At 70.3% G+C, this 20,693-nt stretch carries 20 protein-coding genes, 1 tRNA gene and 2 pseudogenes; 10 read left to right on the forward strand and 13 right to left on the reverse strand.

What is annotated here, in order from left to right:
* The first annotated feature begins 1,260 nt into the window (after window positions 1–1,260).
* Window positions 1,261–2,946: an ATP-dependent nuclease gene (locus tag MICAU_RS31640; protein WP_152748379.1), complete on the forward strand. Its 1,686-nt coding sequence runs from the start codon at window positions 1,261–1,263 to the stop codon at window positions 2,944–2,946.
* Window positions 2,947–3,020: 74 nt separating this feature from the next.
* Here the strand turns inward: MICAU_RS31640 and MICAU_RS33615 are convergent.
* Window positions 3,021–3,624: pseudogene (locus tag MICAU_RS33615) on the reverse strand (transposase); the annotation flags it as partial.
* A 129-nt stretch (window positions 3,625–3,753) separates the two neighbouring features.
* Between MICAU_RS33615 and MICAU_RS01495 the strand changes: the two are divergent.
* The 3 genes and pseudogenes from MICAU_RS01495 to MICAU_RS31650 all read left to right on the forward strand — a co-directional run.
* Entirely contained in the window at window positions 3,754–4,038 is a 285-nt protein-coding gene (locus MICAU_RS01495; RefSeq protein ID WP_013283501.1) for a DUF3027 domain-containing protein, read from the forward strand.
* Between the two features lie 202 nt (window positions 4,039–4,240).
* A complete protein-coding gene (locus MICAU_RS32325; RefSeq protein ID WP_013283502.1) occupies window positions 4,241–5,641 on the forward strand; it encodes a hypothetical protein in 1,401 nt (466 codons plus the stop codon).
* Window positions 5,642–5,774: 133 nt separating this feature from the next.
* Window positions 5,775–6,083 (forward strand): annotated as a pseudogene (locus MICAU_RS31650) (tyrosine-type recombinase/integrase); the annotation flags it as partial.
* Here MICAU_RS31650 and MICAU_RS01500 read toward each other — a convergent pair.
* A tRNA-Lys gene (locus MICAU_RS01500) sits at window positions 6,042–6,116 on the reverse strand. The pseudogene MICAU_RS31650 and the gene MICAU_RS01500 overlap by 42 nt on opposite strands.
* Before the next feature lie 131 nt (window positions 6,117–6,247).
* Between MICAU_RS01500 and MICAU_RS01505 the strand changes: the two genes are divergently transcribed.
* Window positions 6,248–7,414, forward strand: coding sequence for a sensor histidine kinase (locus MICAU_RS01505; protein WP_049794799.1), 1,167 nt, complete (start codon window positions 6,248–6,250; stop codon window positions 7,412–7,414).
* Complete coding sequence (locus tag MICAU_RS01510) at window positions 7,411–8,073, forward strand: response regulator (protein WP_013283505.1); 663 nt, start codon at window positions 7,411–7,413, stop codon at window positions 8,071–8,073. Before MICAU_RS01505 ends, MICAU_RS01510 begins: the two co-directional genes overlap by 4 nt.
* 66 nt (window positions 8,074–8,139) lie before the next feature.
* Here the strand turns inward: MICAU_RS01510 and MICAU_RS01515 are convergent, their stop codons facing one another.
* Complete coding sequence (locus MICAU_RS01515; protein WP_013283506.1) at window positions 8,140–8,523, reverse strand: DUF6223 family protein; 384 nt, start codon at window positions 8,521–8,523, stop codon at window positions 8,140–8,142.
* A 183-nt stretch (window positions 8,524–8,706) separates the two neighbouring features.
* On the opposite strand from MICAU_RS01515, the gene MICAU_RS01520 reads away from it, so the two are divergent.
* Both MICAU_RS01520 and MICAU_RS01525 read left to right on the forward strand, forming a co-directional pair.
* Window positions 8,707–9,006 carry a hypothetical protein gene (locus tag MICAU_RS01520; RefSeq protein WP_013283507.1) on the forward strand — a complete coding sequence of 100 codons (300 nt, stop codon included), beginning with the start codon at window positions 8,707–8,709 and terminating at the stop codon, window positions 9,004–9,006.
* 37 nt (window positions 9,007–9,043) lie between these two features.
* Window positions 9,044–10,126: an NAD-dependent epimerase/dehydratase family protein gene (locus MICAU_RS01525; RefSeq protein ID WP_013283508.1), complete on the forward strand. Its 1,083-nt coding sequence runs from the start codon at window positions 9,044–9,046 to the stop codon at window positions 10,124–10,126.
* A gap of 509 nt (window positions 10,127–10,635) precedes the next feature.
* On the opposite strand, the gene MICAU_RS01530 is transcribed toward MICAU_RS01525, so the two are convergent.
* From MICAU_RS01530 to MICAU_RS01550, 5 genes are all read right to left on the reverse strand, one after another.
* A complete protein-coding gene (locus tag MICAU_RS01530) occupies window positions 10,636–11,784 on the reverse strand; it encodes a hypothetical protein (RefSeq protein ID WP_013283509.1) in 1,149 nt (382 codons plus the stop codon).
* A 107-nt stretch (window positions 11,785–11,891) separates the two neighbouring features.
* Window positions 11,892–12,641: a ZIP family metal transporter gene (locus MICAU_RS01535; protein ID WP_013283510.1), complete on the reverse strand. Its 750-nt coding sequence runs from the start codon at window positions 12,639–12,641 to the stop codon at window positions 11,892–11,894.
* 39 nt (window positions 12,642–12,680) lie between these two features.
* Window positions 12,681–13,880, reverse strand: coding sequence for a GNAT family N-acetyltransferase (locus MICAU_RS01540; protein ID WP_013283511.1), 1,200 nt, complete (start codon window positions 13,878–13,880; stop codon window positions 12,681–12,683).
* Window positions 13,881–13,932: 52 nt separating this feature from the next.
* Window positions 13,933–14,652, reverse strand: coding sequence for a PP2C family protein-serine/threonine phosphatase (locus MICAU_RS01545; RefSeq protein ID WP_013283512.1), 720 nt, complete (start codon window positions 14,650–14,652; stop codon window positions 13,933–13,935).
* Window positions 14,653–14,745: 93 nt separating this feature from the next.
* Window positions 14,746–15,309 carry a helix-turn-helix domain-containing protein gene (locus MICAU_RS01550; protein ID WP_013283513.1) on the reverse strand — a complete coding sequence of 188 codons (564 nt, stop codon included), beginning with the start codon at window positions 15,307–15,309 and terminating at the stop codon, window positions 14,746–14,748.
* A gap of 58 nt (window positions 15,310–15,367) precedes the next feature.
* On the opposite strand from MICAU_RS01550, the gene MICAU_RS01555 reads away from it, so the two are divergent.
* Window positions 15,368–16,582 carry a benzoate/H(+) symporter BenE family transporter gene (locus tag MICAU_RS01555; protein WP_013283514.1) on the forward strand — a complete coding sequence of 405 codons (1,215 nt, stop codon included), beginning with the start codon at window positions 15,368–15,370 and terminating at the stop codon, window positions 16,580–16,582.
* 66 nt (window positions 16,583–16,648) lie between these two features.
* Here the strand turns inward: MICAU_RS01555 and MICAU_RS01560 are convergent, their stop codons facing one another.
* From MICAU_RS01560 to MICAU_RS01580, 5 genes are all read right to left on the reverse strand, one after another.
* Window positions 16,649–17,374 carry a DUF3800 domain-containing protein gene (locus MICAU_RS01560; RefSeq protein WP_013283515.1) on the reverse strand — a complete coding sequence of 242 codons (726 nt, stop codon included), beginning with the start codon at window positions 17,372–17,374 and terminating at the stop codon, window positions 16,649–16,651.
* 79 nt (window positions 17,375–17,453) lie between these two features.
* Window positions 17,454–17,819, reverse strand: coding sequence for a hypothetical protein (locus tag MICAU_RS01565; protein ID WP_013283516.1), 366 nt, complete (start codon window positions 17,817–17,819; stop codon window positions 17,454–17,456).
* A 29-nt stretch (window positions 17,820–17,848) separates the two neighbouring features.
* A complete protein-coding gene (locus MICAU_RS01570; RefSeq protein ID WP_013283517.1) occupies window positions 17,849–18,097 on the reverse strand; it encodes a hypothetical protein in 249 nt (82 codons plus the stop codon).
* 77 nt (window positions 18,098–18,174) lie between these two features.
* Complete coding sequence (gene mscL, locus MICAU_RS01575; RefSeq protein WP_013283518.1) at window positions 18,175–18,645, reverse strand: large conductance mechanosensitive channel protein MscL; 471 nt, start codon at window positions 18,643–18,645, stop codon at window positions 18,175–18,177.
* Window positions 18,646–18,685: 40 nt separating this feature from the next.
* Window positions 18,686–19,369: a FadR/GntR family transcriptional regulator gene (locus MICAU_RS01580; protein WP_013283519.1), complete on the reverse strand. Its 684-nt coding sequence runs from the start codon at window positions 19,367–19,369 to the stop codon at window positions 18,686–18,688.
* A gap of 49 nt (window positions 19,370–19,418) precedes the next feature.
* Here MICAU_RS01580 and MICAU_RS01585 point away from each other — a divergent pair, with 49 nt between their 5' ends.
* The gene (locus MICAU_RS01585) at window positions 19,419–20,687 is read left to right on the forward strand and encodes an MFS transporter (RefSeq protein ID WP_013283520.1); all 1,269 of its coding nucleotides are present in this window, start codon (window positions 19,419–19,421) and stop codon (window positions 20,685–20,687) included.
* The last annotated feature ends 6 nt before the right edge of the window (window positions 20,688–20,693 follow it).

Here is a 20,693-nt window from a genome sequence, read left to right on the forward strand (position 1 = left end):
GCCACCGCTGCATCATGGTCAGTCCACACAACCGCCCATGATCGACGGTGGCTGCCCTCGTTCCCGCACCACACCGAACCGCAGCTCAGCCAAGGTCAACAACCCCGGCTGGAGTACTAGCTGTTCGGCCCGCTGCCGCTTCGGAGAGCATCCCCGACACGGAGGTCGGGCTGGCGGTTGGTCCACTGCTGCACTTCGCTGCGGTACCGCCCCGATAATGGCAACAGCGACCCCAGTCGGGGCCACTGACCTGTGGGAGAGTGGGCCGCCAGGGACTCGAACCCTGAACCCCTCCGGCGTTCTGTGGATCAACTCAGATCGGGCGCATCGGTGTCCTGACCTGCACGGGGATTCTCGTTTCCTTGCAGCGGTTGACAGCCCTTGTCGGCGTCAGTCGTGCCCGGCTTGTGCCCGACGATCTTGGAAGTCCATCGCCTACCGTCCGTGCCCTGGTTCCGACCTCAACCCCCGTCGTGGGGAGCCGGGTTGGCGGTGCTGGGTGGTGTCAACGGTCATCGTCTGGTGCTCTCACGTACCCGAGTCGTGCCTGGCCACAAGGCCTTTCGCGGCCCGATTAAGCTGTTGAGGCCAACGGTGCTACTACCGGCCGCGAACAGGGCAGCGATCACCGCCGCTGGCACAGGCCCACCTGCTAGGGAAGTCAGTGCACCGACGGCAAGTCCACAGCACACTCCGAGCGCCAGGATCAATGCAGCACGATGGCTGAGCAAGACCTGCGACCCGCGCGCTTCACTCTCAGGCTTAGTCATGCGGCCGAACGCTACTGACCATCGAGGCTAGTGTCGTGGGCGTCTGAGCTGCGGGTTTGTTAGATTGACCAACGCCACGTCAACATATGTTGATGACCAGACAGCCGGCCTGATCCCGGCCGTCCTGTTGAGGGAACGACGCTACGGGTAGCCATCGAAAGGCTCGCCAATCGTGTGGTCAGGGACAGCGGAGGATCAAAGCTACGAGCCTTGGCGGATATCCGAGCAGCGGTTGAGGAGAACATCGCCGCCGAGGTAAGTGGCGGGGCCGAGGGGCTACTGCTAAGTGTGCGGGGACTGCCAGCAACACCGACTTGGCGGGAGATCGGTGAAGATTTAGGCGTGTCAACTCAAGCTGCCCATCGGAAGTACGGACGGCTAAGCCGCCAGCGACGTTAACGGTTGAACAGGAGGGTTTGTGCCACCCATCATTTCCGGGGAAAATCCGGGCGGAACGTCACCTCCCCATGGTTTGCCTACGATCAGCCTCATGCCAACGGCAGTCTTTGGCGGCCCAAGCAAGCCAAACGAAGACGTCTACATCAATTTCGGCGGCGCGACTCATCCCATTACCTACTTCGTAGGTCGGAACGGAACCGGCAAGTCGAAGACTGCTGCCGCCGTAACGCGGGCATACGGTGGACGACTACTGGCAACCGACCGTCTGCTTGGCCTAATGAAAGCAGCGGACTACGGTTGGGGCACTTTGCCACAAAGTGGCTACAGAGGCGTGCCTCTCGGAGGGCAAGAACGCCAAAACATCGACAACTTCGTGAACCACGCAGACTATGCAGGGGTAATTTATGCCACCCAGAACTTATATGCATTGCGGGAACAGCCGGAGGTATGGCTTAAAGTAGCGGCTTTCATTCGCCGAGCACTGGGACGGATTATTGAGCTACGGGAGGATGCCGGATACCTGGACCCCTATGTTCGAATAGGGGACATGGAGTATTCGCTTCTCCGCGACGAGGGTCACGGGCTACGCGAGCTAGTTATCCTACTTACCGCCGTTTATAGATCAGACTGGCGCTGTCTGGTTGTCGATGAGCCTGAGCTTCATCTTCATCCTTCCTTGGCAAGAATCTGGATCGGCGAGCTGGAGCAGCAGTGCCGGACGACTGGGCGACAGGCCATAATAGTGACGCATGAGCCTAGTCTTCTGCGACCGAAATCAGCAGATGACCTCGCCGCCATCTGGTACTTCGCTCCCAACTCTCGGCCCCTCCGAATCTCAGATCACGTCTTGCCAGTCCAGACGGATCGGGTGACCGCATCGCTGCAACAGAATCCCGATCTCATCAGCCAGCTGGTATTTTCCCCGAGACCGGTTCTGGTTGAGGGACCACACGACGTCGCCGCTCTTACTGCATCGCTGCAGCGCACACAGCCGCAGGAGGTGGTAGCACAAACTGACTTCATCGCTTGCGGCGGAAGCGGAGCTGTAGCTCTATGGTATGAAATCTCACAGAAGATTGGACTGGACATCAAGGCGGTCGCGGACCTTGACGCGTGCTTCTCTCCAGAGATCCAGCGGGCGCTCGACAAGTCGCCAGGAGTGGTGCGGCGTTACATCGAAGACTTTGCTGCGGACATACCTAAGACCATCGAGATAATAAGACCCTTCATCCGCGCGTCGGATAGGGCTCAAGTGGGCGCTGAGCCAAGAAGTCGGGGGCGATGGTTAGCGGACAGCCTTGAGGCAGAGGGACATTTGGTCCGAAAGGAGAAGCTTTTGGCCATATGGAGAGATGCGGACCTCTGGTTACATCCTCAAGGGACGCTTGAGGATGTGCTGGGAATTTCCAACAAGGGATCGACTGAGGCTGCTGCAGCGGCTCAGGCTCCGGGGCGAATCGACGACGTAACTGAATGGTGTGCTTACAGACTCGATCCATCGGGAGATGTGTTCGAGTTGCTTGGCGCGACTATAGAGCGCATAGCGCACAATATAATGGAGGCGCTTCGATTGTCACCGGGAACCGATTTTAGCCAGCCGGTGGGTGTCACGTCGAAAAGTGACGGTCGCCTAGTGCAAGTGACGCCGATCGGCGACGGTGTGCATCGCTTGACAGTCTTAGCGCCGGCTGAATTTGCCGGCTACTGGTTGGAGTTTGCCCGCCACACCCCTTCCACCGACCTAGTCCTTCGTGAACCTGAGCGAGACGCTGTGTAAATAGGACTCCTCCTCCGCGCCAGTCATTCAGCCCGTCAGCGACAGTCCTTGCCATCCCGATGCTCCTATGGAGGTCAAGGGGTGAGGGCGGCGAAGTCGGCGCTTAGGGCGGTGTAGACGTCGCGGACGATGTAGCGCTTGAGGCAGCGGAGGATCTCTTGGTTGCTGAGGCCTTCGGTGATGCGTCGTTGCTGGTAGGCGCGGGTGCGTGGGTCGTAGCGCAGGCGGCAGAGGGCGATGGGGTGTAGGGCGTGGTTGGCGCCGCGGTCGCCTCCTCGGTAGAGGCGGTGGCGGCGCACCCGTCCGGAGCCGGCGGGGATGGGGTGCGGCGCCGCAGAGGTGGGCCAGTGCTGCTTCTGATCGGAGGCGGTCGGGGTTGTCGCCGGCGGTGGTGAGCAGTTGAGCTGCGACGTCGGTGCCGACGCCGAACAGGGCGCTGGTGCGGGGCGCGGCCTGGCGGACCAGGGGTGCCAGCTGCCGGTCGCGGGTGGTGATCTCCTCGGTCAGGGCGGTGACCCGTCGGGCGAGTCCGGCCAGTGCGGTAGCGGTGGCCTGTTCCGGGTCGTTGAGCCTGGTCGGATCGATGGTGAGGGCGGCGCTGCGGCTGACCAGCACGGCGGCGCTGACCTTGCTCAGCTGTGCGCGCAGGCTCTCGCGGGCGGCGGCGACCAGGCCGCGCCACCACCAAGCCCATCGCACGATTCAAGGTCCGCAAGTCGGAGCCGCCCCGGCAACGACACGCCGCCTCGACGTCCTACCGCCCGAAAATCTCTCCTCCGATCGACTCTCGTGACGCACCCTGATCCCATGGCACCCGGTCAAGCCGTGGACCGGCAACGACGCGGCCACAACAACCACTGCCACCAGCGGTGGATCAAACAGCGCAACCGCGACACCGCCGACCCGGCCTACCCAGAAGCCTGGTACGACGAGCAATGCGGCGGATGCCGCTTCTGGATCCCCCTCGACGGCGAACTCGGCCACGACTACGGTGCCTGCACGAACCCCGCCTCGAATTTCGACGGACGGGTCCGCTTCGAACACGACGGATGCGCCGCCTTCGCCAACCGCGACGACGGCTCCTTCGGATAACTCAACGCAAGTAAGTTGAAGATCGTCTAGCCGGACGTGTCACCCACGTCCCAAGACTGATCTGTCACGCACGTCCTGAGACCCGACATGAGCGGCTGCCGGCGGTCCGACCTGATCGAGGGCGACTGGATAAGTGATGGCTGGATGGGCCGTGGCCGAAAATCGGATGGCTGAGCATTGCGTCCCGTGAGAGCGTGTGGTCGTGATCGCACTGCCGGACGGCTACACGTGGGCTGAGCCGCTGAATGCGGGCGTGCCCCTCGACCTCGACCGAAGGAAGCACGGCGACCAGTGGATTGACTTCGTCTTCCGGCGACTAGCGGATAGTTCTGGGGCTACCGGGCACCAGATGGCTTCACACGACACCTTCCCTGGCGGGTACATCTGCCAGCCGACTGGAACACGGATACAAAGCGCGCTCTGGCTGCTGTTTCCTGTCGATCAAGGTCCAATCTGCGTCGTTATTGGACGCGATTCGCCGCGCGACGATGATATCGAACCGTGGCGCGATGCAGTGGCGCATGCGCTCGGGCAGATTGGAACGGTCACGGAATTCGGATGGTGGGCAATCATCGGCCCCGACCCGAATTCCTCCGGCGGGGGCATTCGCCTAGTACCGCCGCGAGAAGTCGGTAGTTTGAAGCTGGACGCAGCACCGGACGTCTTCGTTGAAAATGTGCCCGCGCGCTTCAATCTCTTTAGCGCTAGAAGCTGTCGCACCGGTCTCGTGAAGGTTAGGGGAACCTCGACTGGCTACACGTGGGGCGTGGCAGCGGAGGATGCAGCCAGACGACTGCGCCTGCTGTGCGCGATGCTGTCCATCGCCGGAGAATCCTGGGTGCAACGCTGCTCCGTCAACCCATTGATCAATATGAACGAGGCCGGTGAAGCCGAGCCTACGAGCGGCGATGAGATCGAGCTTCCGGTCAAGTCGCCCTGGGATCGCGATGATTTGATCTCGATGGAAGACATCTCCGAGATGACGACCATGGAGACGCCGGACTGGATCGTTTCTCGGTGGGATGCAATTGCAAGCGACGCCGGTCTTCAGGATGTCCTGGTGAACTACCACGAGGGCCTTCTCATGATGCCTGATCATCCGTCGTATGCAGCTTTGGCCTTCGTCGCTGTAATCGAAGCGCTCGGCAACCGGACAGTAGGGAAGCTGCCCCGCTGCGATCAATGCAAGGTGGTTACCGGGAGTGGCCAGCGTTTCCGGCAAGCACTTACGAGGGTTCTCCCAGCAGAGGAAGCCGAATACTTCGGGCGCCGATTCTATGATCGCCGGTCACGGACGGCTCACGAAGGCGTTCTTCACGGGGCCGAACCCATCTTCGGGGCATGGTCACACTGGGGTGGGATTTCGGATAACCAAATTCGCGACTTCGAGATCCTGCTGCGCAATCTCTCTACAGTAGCTCGTCGGCTGCTGCTGCTCGAGGCCGGCCAAGTTGAGGTGCCGAAATCCTCGCTACTGTGGCCGGCTCTCATATCTTCGGGCCTAACAGACCTCGCCTCTCCGGCAGCCGATGGAGGCGAAACACCAACCAGCGGAGATCAGGAACCGGACGTTGATGCTAGGTGCGATAAGCGGCAGTTATAGTTTGGGGCCGCAGGGCTCGGTGGTGCTCCTGTTCACCTCGGCCCGGGGAAAGCTCGTCAACGATCGCTACTGGGCGGAACTCTGGTCGGGCTGACGTGAGGCTGCCGGCTGGCCGAAGGGCGGGACCTTCCACTCCCTGCGCCACTTCTTCGCCACCACGCTGATGAGCAACGGCTTCGAACCACAGGACGTGCAGAAGGCGCTGAGGCACGCCAACCTGCGGATCACCCTGGAGACCTACGTTCACTGGCTGCCGAAAAGGGACCGTTCGCGAGGGGTCGTCGGGCAGCTCCTGCGCCGAGCAGCCCGGCGGGCCCGCAAGCCAAGATCCCCGCTAGTTTGTGCCCTGGTTGTGCCCGATGATCTCTTCCCAGCGTTCCCGCAGCTCAGAGGCGGTAAATGGTGGGCCGCCAGGGACTCGAACCCTGAACCTATGGATTAAAAGTCCACAGCTCTGCCATTGAGCTAGCGGCCCGCACGGCACAGGTTACCCGAAGCCGATCAGCCCGGCGTGCGTCGCGCATCGACCCTCCGACCACGCCCCGACACCGGCACGACGCCGCTTCGGGGCCCTCCGCTGTGTCTGCGGACCGTTACGCTTCGGCAATGTCGAGCTGGCGCCGGCACGGCCTCAAAGCGGAAGCCGCAGTGGTGCCTGCCGTCGCCCTGGTGGCCCTGCTCGGCCTGATCGTGCAGTCGGAGGGCATCGACACCACCGCCGAACTCGTGGCGCTGCTCGTCGTCCTGGCCTCGTCCGCCGCGCTCTACCTGCGCCGGCGACACCCGGTGGCCGTGGGGCTGGTGGCGCTGGCCGCTGTCGCCGCGTACGGGGCTCTGCTGCACCGGCCCGGGCCGATCATGCTGGTGTTCGTCGTGGCGCTGTACACGGTCGTCGACGAGGGGTACCTCGCGGTCGCGGTGGGGCTCGGCCTGGCCTCTGTCGTCTCGTTCGCCGTCGCCGAGAGCTACACCCGGACCGGCGTCAGCGGGAACGGCGCGACGCTGCTGCACGCCGGGTGGCTCGTCGCGGTCATCGTCGGCGTGACCCGCAACCGGCGGGCCTATCTCGCCGAGGTGCAGGCCCGGGTGCTCGCCGCGGAGCAGCGCAAGGAGGAGGAGGCCCGCCACCGGGCCACCGAGGAGCGGCTACGGATCGCCCGCGAGCTGCACGACCTGCTCGGCCATCACCTCTCGCTGATCAGTGTGCAGGCGAGCGCGGCGTTGCACCGGCCCGACCCGGAACGGTCGGCGGAGGCACTCACCGTGATCAAGCAGACGAGCCGGGAGACGCTGCGCGAGCTGCGGGCGGCGCTGGGCGTGCTCCGGCAGGAGAGTACGACGCCGAACCGGCCCGCGCCCGGTCTCGACCGCCTCGACGAGCTGGTCACGGCGGCCGGGCGGCGCGGGCTGACTGTGCGTACCGAGGTGACGGAGACCGGGCCGCTCCCGCCGGAGGTGGATCTGTCCGCGTACCGGATCGTCCAGGAGGCGCTCACCAACGTGAGCCGTCACGCGGGCGCGACCACGGCGGTGGTCCGGGTCGTGCCGGACGGCGACGAGGTGCTGGTGGAGGTGGCGGACGACGGCGCCGGTCCCGCCGGCCCGCCCGGGAACGGGATCCTCGGCATGGGCGAGCGGGCCCGGGCGCTGGGCGGCTCGCTCACCACCGGGCCAGGCCCGGACGGCGGCTTCCTGGTGCGGGCCCGCCTACCGCTGCGGCCCGCCCCACTGCCGATCCCGGCGCCACGCACGGCACAGGGGGAGACGACATGATCCGGTTGCTGCTCGCCGACGACCAGACCTTGGTACGCGCGGGCTTCCGCTCCATCCTCGACGGCGAGGACGGCATCGAGGTGGTCGGCGAGGCCGCCGACGGCACCACTGCGGTACGGCTGACGCGGGAACTGCGGCCGGACGTCGTCCTCATGGACATCCGGATGCCGCTGCTGGACGGGCTGGCCGCTACCCGGGAGATCGTCGCCGGCACCGACGCCCGCGTGATCATCCTGACCACGTTCGACCTGGACGACTACGTCTACGGCGCGTTGCGGGCCGGCGCGAGCGGCTTCCTGGTGAAGGACACCGAGCCGGCGGAGCTGATCCACGGCGTACGGGTGGTGGCGCGGGGCGACGCGTTGATCGCCCCGGCCGTCACGCGCCGGCTGATCGCCGAGTTCGCCGCCCGGACCCGGCATCCGGACCCGGGCCCCCGGCTGAACGCGCTCACCGAGCGGGAGCGGGAGGTGCTCGCCCTGGTCGCCGCCGGCCTGTCCAACGACGAGATCGCGGCCCGGCTGGTGCTGAGCCCGGCCACCGCGAAGACGCACGTCAGCCGGATCATGACCAAGACGCGGGTACGGGACCGGGCCCAGCTGGTGGTGCTCGCATACGAGTCGGGGCTCACCGTCCCCGGCTGGCTCACCGCCTCCTGAGCGAGCCGCCGGGACGGAACGAGCGACTCGGGCGGAACGAGCGGCCGGGACAAAGAGGGCGGCCGGTCAGGCGGTGCGACGGGAACGGGCCAGCGCCAGCCCGCCCAGCACCGCCCCGATCAGGCCCAACGCCACACCGGCGACCGCACCGGCACGCCCCTGACCGCTGCCGAGTCCTTCGGTGGTCAGCGCCAGATGCCACGCGCTGAGGACCATGCTGACCAGCCCGGACGCAGCAGCCACCAGGGCCTGAACCCGCCCCTCGCCCGGCCCCCGGCGAGAGCGGCTGAGTGCCAGCCCGCCGACGACCACGCTGGTCAGGCCCACCAGGGCGATGACAGTGGCGCCGGCCCGCCCGGAGCCGCCGATGCCCCCGGCGGCGAGCGAGGTGTGCGCGGCCGGGGCGAACTCTCCGACGACAGTGGTGGCGAGCAGGTGACGGATGGACATTCTGGGACTCCCTCGGGTCGCGGCAAGTGGTGACGGCGGCAGCGTATGGACGCGCATCGCCGCCGGTCGTCGCCCCGGAGTCGTCGATCGGGCTACCACCACGGGAGTACGCGCTGCGCCCGCGTACCCCAGGGGTTGCCGCCGCCAGGCGTGAACGGCGGCGGCCGGGGAACCTGGGCGACCATGCGAGTCACGAGCACCGCCGCCGTGGCGGCGTCCCGCGAGGTGCCGGGCGACGACGGCGTACGCCGGCCCGGCGGTGAGGTGCACGCCTGGCTGCCGAGCCGGAACCAGACGCTGTGCGGGCTGCCGCTGAGCCGGACCCGGCTGCGCCGCTTCCCGCACGTGCCGTTCGACTACTCCGGCACCGACGTGCTCACCGAGGCGGACCCGGAGGGCTGGCTCTGCCCGCGCTGCCTGGCCGCCACCGCCGGTCGCCGCGACCGCGAGAGGGGCTGGGTGCGGACGAACCCCCGTCCGTGAGCGGTTGCTGCCCGGTTCAGCGGGTACCGCACCCGTCATGCGCATCGTGATCGTGGGGGCGACCGGCAACGTGGGGACGGCAGTGCTGCGCCGGCTGCGGCGGGAGGTGGGCACCGAGCTGGTCGGCGTGGCCCGCCGGTTGCCCGGACCGGACGCCGGTGAACCGTACGGCGACGTGGAGTGGCACTCCTGCGACATCGGCGCACCCGGTGCCGCCGACCAACTCGTGCGGATCTTCGCCGGGGCGCGGGCGGTCGTGCACCTGGCCTGGCAGATCCAGCCCAGCCACGACCGCCGCACGCTCTACCGGACCAACGTCGGCGGCAGCCGCGCGGTGATCGAGGCCGCCGTCCGGGTCGGCGTTCCGGCCCTGGTGTACGCCTCATCTGTCGGCACCTACGCGCCCGGCCCGAAGAACCAGCCGGTCAGCGAGAACTGGCCGGCGACCGGTGTGGAGACGTCGTCGTACAGCCGGGACAAGGCGGAGGTGGAGGCACTACTCGACGGCGTGCAGCGGGAGCACCCGAAGCTGCGCGTCGTACGGCTGCGGCCGGGACTGATCTTCCAGCGGGAGGCCGGTACGGAGATCAGCCGGTACTTCCTCGGCCCACTGGTGCCGGTGCGCCTGCTGCGGTACGGCCGGATTCCGCTGGTGCCGTCGAACCGGCGACTCCGGATGCAGGCGGTGCATGCCGACGACGTCGCGGACGCGTACGCCCGGGCGGTCGTGGGTGATGCGAGCGGCGCCTTCAACGTGGCGGCCGACCCGGTGCTGACGCCGGAGCTGGTGGCCCGGCACTTCCACGGCTGGACGCTGCCGGTGGCGGTGCCGGTGCTGCGGGCCGCGGCGGCGGTGACCTGGCGGGCGCGGCTTCAACCGGTCGACACCGGGTGGGTCGATCTGGCGCTGAACGTGCCGCTGATGTCCAGCCACCGCGCCGAGACCGAACTCGGGTGGAGCCCGAGCATCGACACGGTGACCGCGCTGAAGGAGCTGTTCGCCGGCATGGCCACTCGTGCCGGGACCGGCTCCCCGCCGCTGTCCCCGGACCCGGCGCTTCCGGGGCGGCCCGCAGCCCTGACCAGAGGCCAACTCCCGGGCCACCCCAACCCCTACTGACCCCGCCCTTCGCCGCTGCCCCTGCCCGCCACCTGTCCAATCCGGCTCCAGCCCCGGCCCGGCCCGGCTCTGGCGTGCCCGCGCCCCGTCTCGCCGTCACCCCGCCCCGCCCTGCCTCGCCCTGTCGATCAAGGAGTTTGTGTCACGCGTAGAGATCAACTAGGACGCAAACTCCTTGATCACGGAGTTGAGAGGGCAGGCGCGAGGTGAGGCGGGCGGGGCGGGTGCCGTCGGGTCGGGAGTTGGCCGGTGATCATGAAGTTGGCGGGGCGACACGCCGACAACGGAACCGTCAACTTCATGATCGACGAGGCCGGGCGAGGGCGGCGTCCGCGAGCCGGCCGGTCAGGCGTCGATCATGAGGTTGACGGCGCGACACGCCGACGGGGAGGCCGTCAACTTCATGATCGGCGGGACGGGACGGGACGGGACGGGACGGGACGGGACGGGGCGGGACGGGGCGGGCCGGGGCGGGCCGGGACGGGGTCGGGCAGGAGTGGGCAGGGCGGTCAGGAGATCTGGGCGCCCAGGAAGAAGATGCCGGGGTGGCCCTTTGTCTCGAAGCCTCGGCTGGGGTTGCGCCGCAGGGTGCTGCTGTCGATCTTCAAGGTGCCGGTGCGGTTGTTGCTGACGAAGAAGATCGCGCCGCCGCCCTCGTTCGCGCTGTTGTCCTCGATCACCGTGCCGGCGATCCGTACCGCGAACTCGTTGCCGTCGCAGTAGATCGCGCCGCCGCTACCGCCACCCGGCGTGCCGCCCCGGGCCGGGTTCGCTCCCGTACCGACCGCACGGTTGTCGCGGAAGACGCTGTTCAACACCGTCCAGGAGACGCCGATACTGCTCAACGCCCCGCCGTTGGCGCACACCCCGCCGGTGAAGGTGCTGCTCACCACGTACACCGGTTTGTTCTCGAACTGGCTCAGCACCCGCAGCGCGGCGCCTCCGAGGTCCGGGCCGGTGCGGTCACAGCGGTTGCCGACGAACCGTGAGTTGATCACGGTGAACCGCCCGCCGCGCACGAAGATGGCGCCGCCCCCACCGCCCTCGGTCCGCTCGCCGGTGGCGTCCCCGTCGGCGAACGTCAGGTTCTGCACGGTGAGCCGGGGGTGGTCCTGGTTCTGGCAGTGCGAGGTGGTCCAGCCCTGCGCCTCGTCGCACGTGTTCATGTAGAGGATCCGGCGCTTGCCGCCGCCGCTCAGCGTGACAGTGCCGCCGCCGTCCAGTACGACGCGCGGGCCGTGCGAGTTCACCACCTTCGCGGTGGCCTTCATGGTGATGGTGACCGGCGCCGGCCCGCAGTCGAACGTGATGACGCCGCCAGCCGCGACGGCCTTCACCACCGCCTCCGAGGTGCAGCTCGCCGGGGTGCCGCTGCCGACGGTACGGGTCGGGCGCGAGGTGTCCACCGGACGCGCCTCGGCCGGTACGGCGGCCCGGCCGTTCGGGTTGCCGGCGCGGAACGTGACGGTGGCAGGGCTGGGGCTCGGCCGGGCGCTGCCGAGACCCGAACGCCCGCTCGGGGAGGCCGCCGGGGCGGCTGCCGGACCGGCCGACGAGCCGGCGACGCCGGCGGCGGGCGCGGGGGCCGGATCGTCACCGCAGGCAGGGAGCATCGCCGTCGTCAGGGCGAGGGCGAGCAGAGTGACAGCCGACTTCACGCGCACCGCCCGATGCTAGGAGGACCGGCCGCCCCGGCACGACTCCACAGCCGATCCTTAACCCGCCGCTAAGCCGCAGCCGCAGCCGGCAGCACCGAGCGGGACGGTCAGGCGTGCGAGAGTGCGAACGCGACCAGGAAACCGAGCACGGTGATCAGCCCGACCAGCAGGTGCGCGTCCGCGAACGCCTCCGGGACCATGGTGTCGGTGATCATCGCCAGGATCGCGCCCGCGGCGAGCGCGGTGATCGTCGCCAGCACCTCGGGGGGCGCGCCGCCGAGCAGCGTGTACCCGGCCAGCGACGCCGCGCCGGAGATCAACGCGATGGCCGTCCACAGCCCGAACACGTAACGCCGGGTGCGTCCGGCCTGCCGCATGCCCGCCGCGCTGGACAGACCTTCCGGCACGTTGCTGAGGAACACCGCGATGACGGTGACCAGGCTGACCGGGCCGCCGGCCAGCAGGCTCGCGCCGATCACCACCGATTCGGGTACGCCGTCGAGCAGCGCGCCGACCGCTATGGCCGTACCCGAGCCGGGCTGTTCCCGCTCGGAGGGCTGCTCGTCGCCGGAGCGCTTGCGGTGCCGCGCGCCGTGCCGGGCCAGCAGCACGTTCGCCGCGGTGTACAGCAGTGCACCGGCCGCGGCGCCGATCGCCACCGGCAGCAGCCCACCTTGCTTGTGCGCCTCGTCGATCAACTCGAACGAGACGGCGGACAGCAGCACGCCCGCCCCGAACGCCATCACCGAGGCGGTCACCCGGCGCGGTACGCGCGCGAAGAACCCGACGGCCGCCCCGATCAGCAGGGCCGACCCGGCGAGCAGGCCCCAGAATCCCGCTTCCAGCCACTCCGGCACGCGCTGGACCCTACCCCGGGGCGTGCGCCGTCAACCGGGTCAGAAGTCGGCGAACAGGTGCGGCAGTTCCCGGGGGAAGAGGCGGCGCAGCTCACCGGCCGCGTCCACCGGCACCTCGCCCAGCCCGCGTACGACCACCTCGGCCGGGTCGAGCACCCCGTACGCCAGGGCGGACAGCCCGGCGGCGGTGAGCCGCGCGGTCGGCACGCTGCCCTCGGCGGCGGTCTGCGCGGGCAGCACCGCGAGCTTGCCCGTGGTGCCGTCGAGCAGGTGGCGACCGGCGAGCCAGCGGTCGCCTACTACCTCGATCAGTACCCGGCCGACCCCGACCGGCTGCTCGGCGAGCGCGTCCAGGCTGAGCAGGCGGGCCATCGGCGCGGTCGGGTCGGGCCGGGCGACCCGCGCCTCCACCTGCACGTCGAGGTCGGTGAGCCACAGCTCGGGCAGTTCGTCGGGGGTCACCTGGACGCTGATCCGGGCCACCTGGTCGACGTGCCGGGCGAAGAACTGGAGCACCGACGCGCGGGCGTACGCGTCGTCGACCAGCAGGTCGTCGGCGAACAGCGTGCCGGCGTGGTCGTCGATGCGGTAGGTGACAGCGCCGACCGTCTCGCCGCCGCGCACCACGCTGACCAGCCAGCGGTCGTCCCGGTCGCGCAGCCCGACCGCCCGGAAGTCCGGGAAGACGGCGAAGCCGTGGCGTTCGCGCAGGCACCGCTCGGTGTACGCGCGCCACCGCGCATACCCCGCGCCGATCCGCTCCCAGACCAGCTCGTCCGGCAGCTCGGCGCGCAGCAGCGGCGCCAGGTCCGCCGGGTCGAAGACCGCGGTACGCCGCCGGGGCAGCCCGATGTAGCCGAAGCGCTCGTAGAACGAGGCGCGGAACGGGTGCAGCGCGGTGAGCTGGTGGCCCTCGTCGCGCACGCCGTCGAGGAGCTGCTGCATGAGCGTGCGGACGTGCCCGCGCCGGCGGGCCAGCGGATGGGTGGCCACGCCCGCGACACCGGCCATCGGCAGCACCGCGCCGCGCAGGTTCTGCCGCATCGGTATCGCCGACACGGCCGCCGCGGTGACCCCGTCCTCCTCGGCCACCAGCGTCGTGTTCCCGGCGTTGTACGGCAGGTACGCGCGGAACTGGTCGGTCCGGGTGGCGCCCATCGGCGAGGCCTCGAACGCGTACGCCTGGAGCGGGAAGCTGGTGGTCAGTCGTTCATCGGCGGCCAGCCGGCGAATGTGCATCCGTTCATCCCAACCGCACCCGCCGTGGTCCGCAACCGGAAAGGGCGCCCGCTCACGCCTCGGTGACGTCCGAGATGACCACAGTCACGTTGTCCGGCGCGCCGGCCTGGTGGGCCAGTTTCACCAGTTGCTCGCCGCACTGCTGGCGGTCCCCGTAGGTGGCGAGTGCCGCCGCGATGGCGGCGTCCTCCACGTAGTCGGAGAGGCCGTCGCTGCACAGCAGCAGCCGGTCGCCGGGGAAGACGGTGAGCGCGCCGACGGCGGGCGGCGCGTCGGAGCCCTGCACCGCGCGGGTGACGAGCGAGCGCTGCGGGTGGTGCCGGGCCTGGTCGCGGGAGAGCGCCCCCTGGTCGACGAGCGCCTGGACGAACGTGTCGTCGCGGGTGAGCTGGGTCAGCTCGTGGTCGCGCAGCAGGTAGCAGCGGGAGTCGCCGACCTGGGCCAGGACCAGGGTGTCCCCGGCGAGCAGGGCGGCGGTGAGCGTCGTACCCATGCCGTCGCGGGCCGGGTCCACCGTGATGGCCGCGCGGATGCGCTGGTTCGCGGTGCTGACGACGGCGCGCAGCGCGTCGGCGGCCTCGTCGGCGCCGGTGGGCGGCGTCAGCTCGTCCAGGATCCGGATGACGATCTCGCTGGCCACCTCGCCGGCGGGGAGCCCGCCCATGCCGTCGGCCACCGCCACGAGGCGGTCACCGGCGAGGGCGGAGTCCTCGTTGTTGGTCCGGACGAGGCCGACGTCGTTGAGGATGGCCGAGCGGAGGATGAGCGTCATGACGACAAGCTTGCCAAGAAGAACGGGTCCGCGTCTGCACGCGCTGGCGGGTCTGCTGAAAGAAATGTCATCAGCTTGCATCCTGGGTATGCGTCAACTGTCCGGTGTGGACGGACGAGGATAGCGCAGCAGGAGGCTCGCATGAACCTCCTCCTCGCCCACCGCCGCGTAGGTGTGCGGCACGTCGGAGGTCCACCGCAGGTAACCCCCGGGGCCGGCGGTCAGCGGGGCGTCGGCCGGGCCGGCGCGGAGCACGCCGGAGAAGACCGTCACGTGTTCGGTCACGCCGCTGGAGTGGGCGGGGGAGAGCTGCGCCGGACCCGGGGTGACCCACATCCGGTACAGCTCGTAGGTCGCCTCCCGGTCGCTGAAGACCTCCAGCAGCGTGCCTCCCACCGCGGCCCCGCGCAGGGTCGGCGCCTGGTCGGGCGTGGCGAGCACGGCGGTCAGCGGTACGCCGAGCTGCGCGGTGATCGCGTACAGCGTCTCCAGCCGGGGATTGCGCACGCCGTTCTCCAGGCCGGAGAGCGTGGCCTTGCCGACGCCCGCGAGGCGGGCCAGCTCGGACAGGGAGATGCCCCGCTCGGTGCGGAGCGAGCGGATGCGCCTGCCGACCTCCCGGGCGCCCCGGTCATCGGCTGGTGCGGCGGCTGTCATGGGGGCTATCGTGCTACACCGTGCCGTTCCGTAAACGGAACGGTCGGAGGAGGAGAGCATGGGCGGTCGGCTCCAGCCCGTCCTGGCCGGCGTGGTGACCGCTCTGGTCGGCTTCGCCAGCTCGTTCACAGTCGTCCTGGCCGGGCTGCGCGCGGTCGGCGCCGATCCGGACCAGGCCGCCTCCGGCCTGCTCGCGCTCTGCGTCGCCAGCGGCGCCTGCGCGGTCTGGCTCGGCCTGCGGCACCGGCTGCCGCTGTCGATCGCCTGGTCCACGCCGGGTGCGGCGCTGCTCGTGGCCACCGGACCGGTCGCCGGCGGCTGGCCCGCAGCGGTCGGCGCCTTCCTGCTCGCCGGGCTGCTGATCATCGCGGCCGGGCTGATCCCCGCGCTCGGCCGTGCGGTCGCCGCGATCCCCGCCCCGATCGCCTCCGCCATGCTCGCCGGGGTGCTGCTGCCGCTGTGTACGGCCCCGGTACGCGCCCTGGTCGAGGTGCCCCGGCTCGCCGGGCCGGTGGTGCTGGTCTGGCTGCTGCTGCACCGGTTCGCCCGCCGCTGGGCGGTACCGGGCGCGCTCGCCGTGGCGGTGGTCGCGATCGCCCTGACCACCTCCGGGCCGGCCCGGCTGGACGTCGCACCGGTCGTCGCGTTCACCGCGCCGTCCTGGACGCTGCCCGCAGTCGTCGGGCTCGCGCTGCCGCTGTTCCTGGTCACCATGGCCGCCCAGAACGTGCCCGGAACCGCGGTGCTCGCCGGGTACGGCTACCGGGCCCCGCTGGGCTCGGCGTTGCGGGTGACAGGCCTCGCCACCGCCCTCGGCGCCCCGGCGGGCGGGCACGCGGTGAACCTGGCCGCGATCACCGCCGCCCTGGCCGCCGGCCCGGACGCCCACCCGGACCCGGAGCGGCGCTGGATCGCCTCGGTCACCGCCGGGATCGGCCTGGCACTGCTGGGCCTGGGCGCCGGCGCGGCCACTGCCCTGGTGCTGCTCTCCCCGCCGGTGCTGGTCGAGGCCGTCGCCGGGCTCGCCCTGCTCGGCGCGCTCGCCGGGGCCGTCACGGCGGCGGTCGCCCAGCCGGACGCGCGGGAGGCAGCAGTGGTGACGTTCGTGGTCACCGCCTCCGGGGTGAGCCTGCTCGGGGTGGGTGGCGCGTTCTGGGGACTGGTCGCGGGCTGGCTGATGCTGCTGCTGTTCCGCCGCCGGGCGGTCGCATCCCCGCCGGTCGAGCCGCCCCGGACCGAATCCGCCCCGACGCTTTCCGGCCGGACCGGGTGACGAACTGTTAACCTGGAGTGCGCAGGAGGCCCGTCAGGGTTCCCGCAACCGCCTTAGGGCCCGCTTTCAGGCGGGCCCTTCGTGCGTCGGCCGCCCGGTCGGATGCCAGCACCACGAGTGGTATCGGCGCGGCTCGACCCAGGACCACAGCCGCGTGTTCGTCGTCGCCTCCCGAGGATCCGCGCCCGCCCCGCTCGCCATCCTGCGGAACAGGAAGGTGACCAGGTCGACGGCCTGCACCAGCCGGGAGGCGTGCGACGGGGCGAAGTGCAGGGTGTCCACGATCCGGCTGAGCCGCCGGGAACGGTAGCCCCCGGTTCCGTCGACCCGGTAACGGGTCAGGTCCGAGCGGTGCCTTGCGGGGTTGTCGACCTCGTCCGCGATCACCAGGGCCAGTTCGTCCCGCATCGCCGCGTATCCGTCCACCCGTTCCAGAAGGTGTGACAGCACCACCTCGTGAGCGGGGCGGGTGAGCCCGTAGCGCCGGGTGAGGCCGTGCCGGTCGACGCCGCGCAGGATGACTGTGACGTCGTACGTGCCGATCGCCTTGAGCGCCGCGTTGTAGACGGCGATCCGGGCGCGTGGCGGCACCCTCGCCCAGGCCGTCCGCCCCTGGAACAGGTCGTACCCGTGGAGTTCGGCGGCTCGGTCGATGCCGTACGCCTTGGCCGCGTCCGTCATCACCTCGTCGAGTGCGGTGCTGAGCGGGATGGCCACGGCCTCCGGGACCAGAAGTGCGCCGATCCAGTACCAGCGATCGGTGTACGACTCGTCCACATAGGTCAGGAGCACCCGACGAGCGTAGGCCGCTTTCCGGGCGTGGCCGCCTCGACGCGCAGGGCCGCCGAATCGGCGCATTCGACCCCGGGTGTCACTCCTCGGCGGGCAGCTCCGCGGCCGGGACGGTGAGGCGTACCGCGCCGTCGCCCACCGCGGCGATCCGGTCGGCCAGCACGTAGACCGCGCCGGTGCGGACCAGCTCGGTGGAGACCTTGAGGTAGCCGTCGCGGAGCAGCCGGGCGGCCAGGTCGGCCGGTACGTCGGGCTCCTCGGCCGCCGCCGACTCGATCAGCTCGTCCAGGCTGCTGCCCGGGTCGACCGGGGCGGGCGCCTGCACGGTCACCGCGGCCGGGTCGCCGCGCTGCACGAGATCGACTGTGCCCACCTCGACGCCTGCGGAGTCGACCACCCGCATGCCGGTGGTGACCCGGGAGACGGTGTCCTGCTGCTGGCTCATGCAGAAGCGGTTCCCGGGGCGCGCGGGAGCTAAACGGAGGGGGCCCAGCCGCCCGGCGGGCGGGGGGACAGCTCGCGCCAGGTGTCGGTGCCGTCCAGCAGCGCCCGGATCGTCTCCTCGGCCTCCTCGACGCTGGCGTGCTCGTAGAAGCGGGAGATCCCCTCGGCACCGCCGGCCCGCTGCTCGACGTGCCAGCGGTCGCCGTCCACCCGGAGGAAGACGTCACGCCGGGCGAGGCGTCCCCATTTCCCGTTCCACCAGTGCCTACGCTGCTCCATGCCCGGACTCTATCGAACATGTGTTCGATACACGTCGGCCCCCGCGAGATCGTCGCGGGGGCCGATCGGCTATGGCGTCAGCGCGGCGCGGGCGGCTCCTGCCGGCGGCCGAGCACGTCGTCCAGGGCGCTGCGCTGGCCGGGCGTGCCGTGGTTGCCGGCGAGCAGCGCGTCCCGGATCTCGGTGAGCAGCTTGACCTCCTCGCTGGGGGCCGAGGGCGGCGGCTCCTCGCCGCGCTTGCGCCGCTCGGCGAGCCTGTTCATCGGGTAGACGACGAGGAAGTACAGCGCCGCCGCGGTGAGCACGAACGTGATCGCCGCGTTGACGAAGGCCACCCAGTCGAACGGGATGCCCCGGAACTTCGGGGTCGAGCCGCTGAGGCCGTCCTTGCTGCCGGTGATCAGCGCGATGAACACGCGTACCAGCGGTTCCAGGAACGACTTGGTGAGCTGGGTCACCACGCCGGTGAACGCGGCGCCGATGACGACACCGACCGCCAGGTCGACGACGTTGCCGCGCATGATGAAGTCTTTGAAGCCCTTGAGCATCCGTACTCCCGTGCCCTGATGAGTCTGCGTCGGGGACAACCTATGCCCCGGCGGGCCCTTCGAGAAAAGCACCGGCCTCGATCGCCGCCCGCTGCGGGTCGCCGGCCCGGATCGCCTCGACCAGCCGACTGTGGTCCACGTACCGCTCGGAGGTCAGCGCCTCGCCCATCGCCTGGGCCACCGTGCTGCGCAGCGCGGCGCCGACCGAGGCGTACAGCTCGGCGAGCATGGCGTTGTGCGCGGCCGCCACCACGACCGTGTGCAGCGCGGCGTCCGCCTCCACGAACTCGTCCACCCGGCCGCCGCACCACGCGGCCTCGCGGGCCGCGAGCGCGCCGTCGAGCGCCGCCAGGTCCTCGGGGGTACGCCTCAGCGCGGCGAGCCGGGCGGCCTCCACCTCGAACGCGCGCCGGACCTCGATCACCTCGGTCATCCGGTCGTCGGTGAGCCGGCGGGCCACCACCGGCGCCAGCTCGTCGGTCGACACCACGTAGGTGCCGGAGCCCTGCCGGCACTCCAGCACCCCGGCGTGCACGAGCGCGCGGACCGCCTCGCGGACCGTGTTCCGCCCGACGCCGAGCGCGGCGACCAGTTGCGGCTCGGTGGGGATGCGCCCGCCCACCGGCCACTCGCCGCCGAGGATCCGTTCCCGGAGCTGCTCGATCGTCTGCCGGACCCGGTGACCGCGCGGAGGCACGGCGACGGAATCCACGGCGGGTGTCACCGGTTACACCTCGTGCCGAAATTCATCCCATGATTGTAGGTTCGAGGTCATGACTCCGCCACCTGCGCCCGCCGCGACAGTGCCCGCCCCCGGCGTCACACCCGCGGCGGGCCCCGCCCCGGCGGCCGGCCCGGTCCGGGGCGGTCTGCTCGTGCTCGCCGGGATGCTGCTCGTCGCGCTGAACCTGCGGGCCGCGGTGACCAGCCTCGGCGCCCTGCTCGACGAGATCCGGGTCGGCCTGGGCCTCTCCGGCGCGATGGCCGGCCTGGTCACCACGCTGCCCACCATCGCCTTCGCCGGACTCGGCGCGCTCACCCCGTGGCTGGTCCGCCGCTGGGCCGCGCCCCGGGTGCTGGTGGTGGCCATGGTGGCGCTCACCGTCGGGCAGGTGCTGCGCGCGGTCACCGGCTCGGCGGCGGTCTTCGTGCTCACCAGCGCGCTCGCGCTGGCCGGCATCGCGGTGGCGAACATCCTGCTGCCGATGCTCGTCAAGCAGCACTTCCCGCACCGCACCGGATTGGTCACCGGGGCGTACACGATGGCCCTGACTGTGGGCACGACGGTGGCCGCCGCCTCCGCCGTGCCGGTCGCGCACGCGTTCGGCTCCTGGCGGGCCGGACTCGGCATCTGGGCCGGGCTGGCCGCGCTGGCCGTACTCCCGTGGGTGCCGCTGGCGCTGCGCGCCCGCGCCGCGCGACGGGCCGCGCCCCCGGCGGTGGCGGTCGCCGCCCCGGCCCGCGTGCAGCCGGGGCGGACCCGGCTCGGCTGGGCCATGGCGGTCTACTTCGGGGCGCAGTCGCTCAGCGGGTACGCGATCATGGGCTGGCTGGCCCAGCTCTTCCGGGACGCCGGATACCGGCCGGAGACGGCCGGGCTGCTGCTCGCCGGGGTGACCGCGCTGGGCGTGCCGGTGGCGCTGATGATGCCGGCGCTCGCCGGACGGCTGGCCACGCTCCGCCCGCTGGTGCTGTCGCTGACCGTGTTCTCCGCCGCCGCGTACGCCGGGCTGGCGCTCGCCCCGCACGGCCTGGCGCCGCTGTGGGTGCTGCTGCTGGCGCTCGGCCAGGGCGCGTTCCCGCTCATCCTGACCACGATCGGGCTGCGCGCCCGGACCGCCGAGGGCACCGTGGCGCTGTCCGCGTTCGCGCAGAGCACCGGGTACGTGATCGCGGCTCTCGGGCCGCTGCTGGTGGGCATCCTCTACGAGGCGACAGGCGGCTGGACCGCCCCGATCGGCTTCCTGCTGGTGGCGCTGGCCGTGCAGACGGCGGCGGGCATGGTGATCGCCCGTCCCCGCTACATCGAGGACGAGCGCTGAGCGGGA

Source organism: Micromonospora aurantiaca ATCC 27029 (assembly GCF_000145235.1).
GTDB classification, from domain to species: Bacteria; Actinomycetota; Actinomycetes; order Mycobacteriales; family Micromonosporaceae; genus Micromonospora; species Micromonospora aurantiaca.

Coding starts and splice junctions, on each gene's coding strand:
- MICAU_RS31640 (WP_152748379.1), top strand. CDS start 1,261: ATGCCAACGGCAGTCTTTGGCGGCCCAAGCAAGCCAAACGAAGACGTC.
- MICAU_RS01495 (WP_013283501.1), top strand. CDS start 3,754: ATGGCACCCGGTCAAGCCGTGGACCGGCAACGACGCGGCCACAACAAC.
- MICAU_RS01505 (WP_049794799.1), top strand. CDS start 6,248: ATGTCGAGCTGGCGCCGGCACGGCCTCAAAGCGGAAGCCGCAGTGGTG.
- MICAU_RS01510 (WP_013283505.1), top strand. CDS start 7,411: ATGATCCGGTTGCTGCTCGCCGACGACCAGACCTTGGTACGCGCGGGC.
- MICAU_RS01515 (WP_013283506.1), bottom strand. CDS start 8,523: ATGTCCATCCGTCACCTGCTCGCCACCACTGTCGTCGGAGAGTTCGCC.
- MICAU_RS01520 (WP_013283507.1), top strand. CDS start 8,707: ATGCGAGTCACGAGCACCGCCGCCGTGGCGGCGTCCCGCGAGGTGCCG.
- MICAU_RS01525 (WP_013283508.1), top strand. CDS start 9,044: ATGCGCATCGTGATCGTGGGGGCGACCGGCAACGTGGGGACGGCAGTG.
- MICAU_RS01540 (WP_013283511.1), bottom strand. CDS start 13,880: ATGCACATTCGCCGGCTGGCCGCCGATGAACGACTGACCACCAGCTTC.
- MICAU_RS01545 (WP_013283512.1), bottom strand. CDS start 14,652: ATGACGCTCATCCTCCGCTCGGCCATCCTCAACGACGTCGGCCTCGTC.
- MICAU_RS01550 (WP_013283513.1), bottom strand. CDS start 15,309: ATGACAGCCGCCGCACCAGCCGATGACCGGGGCGCCCGGGAGGTCGGC.
- MICAU_RS01555 (WP_013283514.1), top strand. CDS start 15,368: ATGGGCGGTCGGCTCCAGCCCGTCCTGGCCGGCGTGGTGACCGCTCTG.
- MICAU_RS01565 (WP_013283516.1), bottom strand. CDS start 17,819: ATGAGCCAGCAGCAGGACACCGTCTCCCGGGTCACCACCGGCATGCGG.
- MICAU_RS01570 (WP_013283517.1), bottom strand. CDS start 18,097: ATGGAGCAGCGTAGGCACTGGTGGAACGGGAAATGGGGACGCCTCGCC.
- mscL (WP_013283518.1), bottom strand. CDS start 18,645: ATGCTCAAGGGCTTCAAAGACTTCATCATGCGCGGCAACGTCGTCGAC.
- MICAU_RS01585 (WP_013283520.1), top strand. CDS start 19,419: ATGACTCCGCCACCTGCGCCCGCCGCGACAGTGCCCGCCCCCGGCGTC.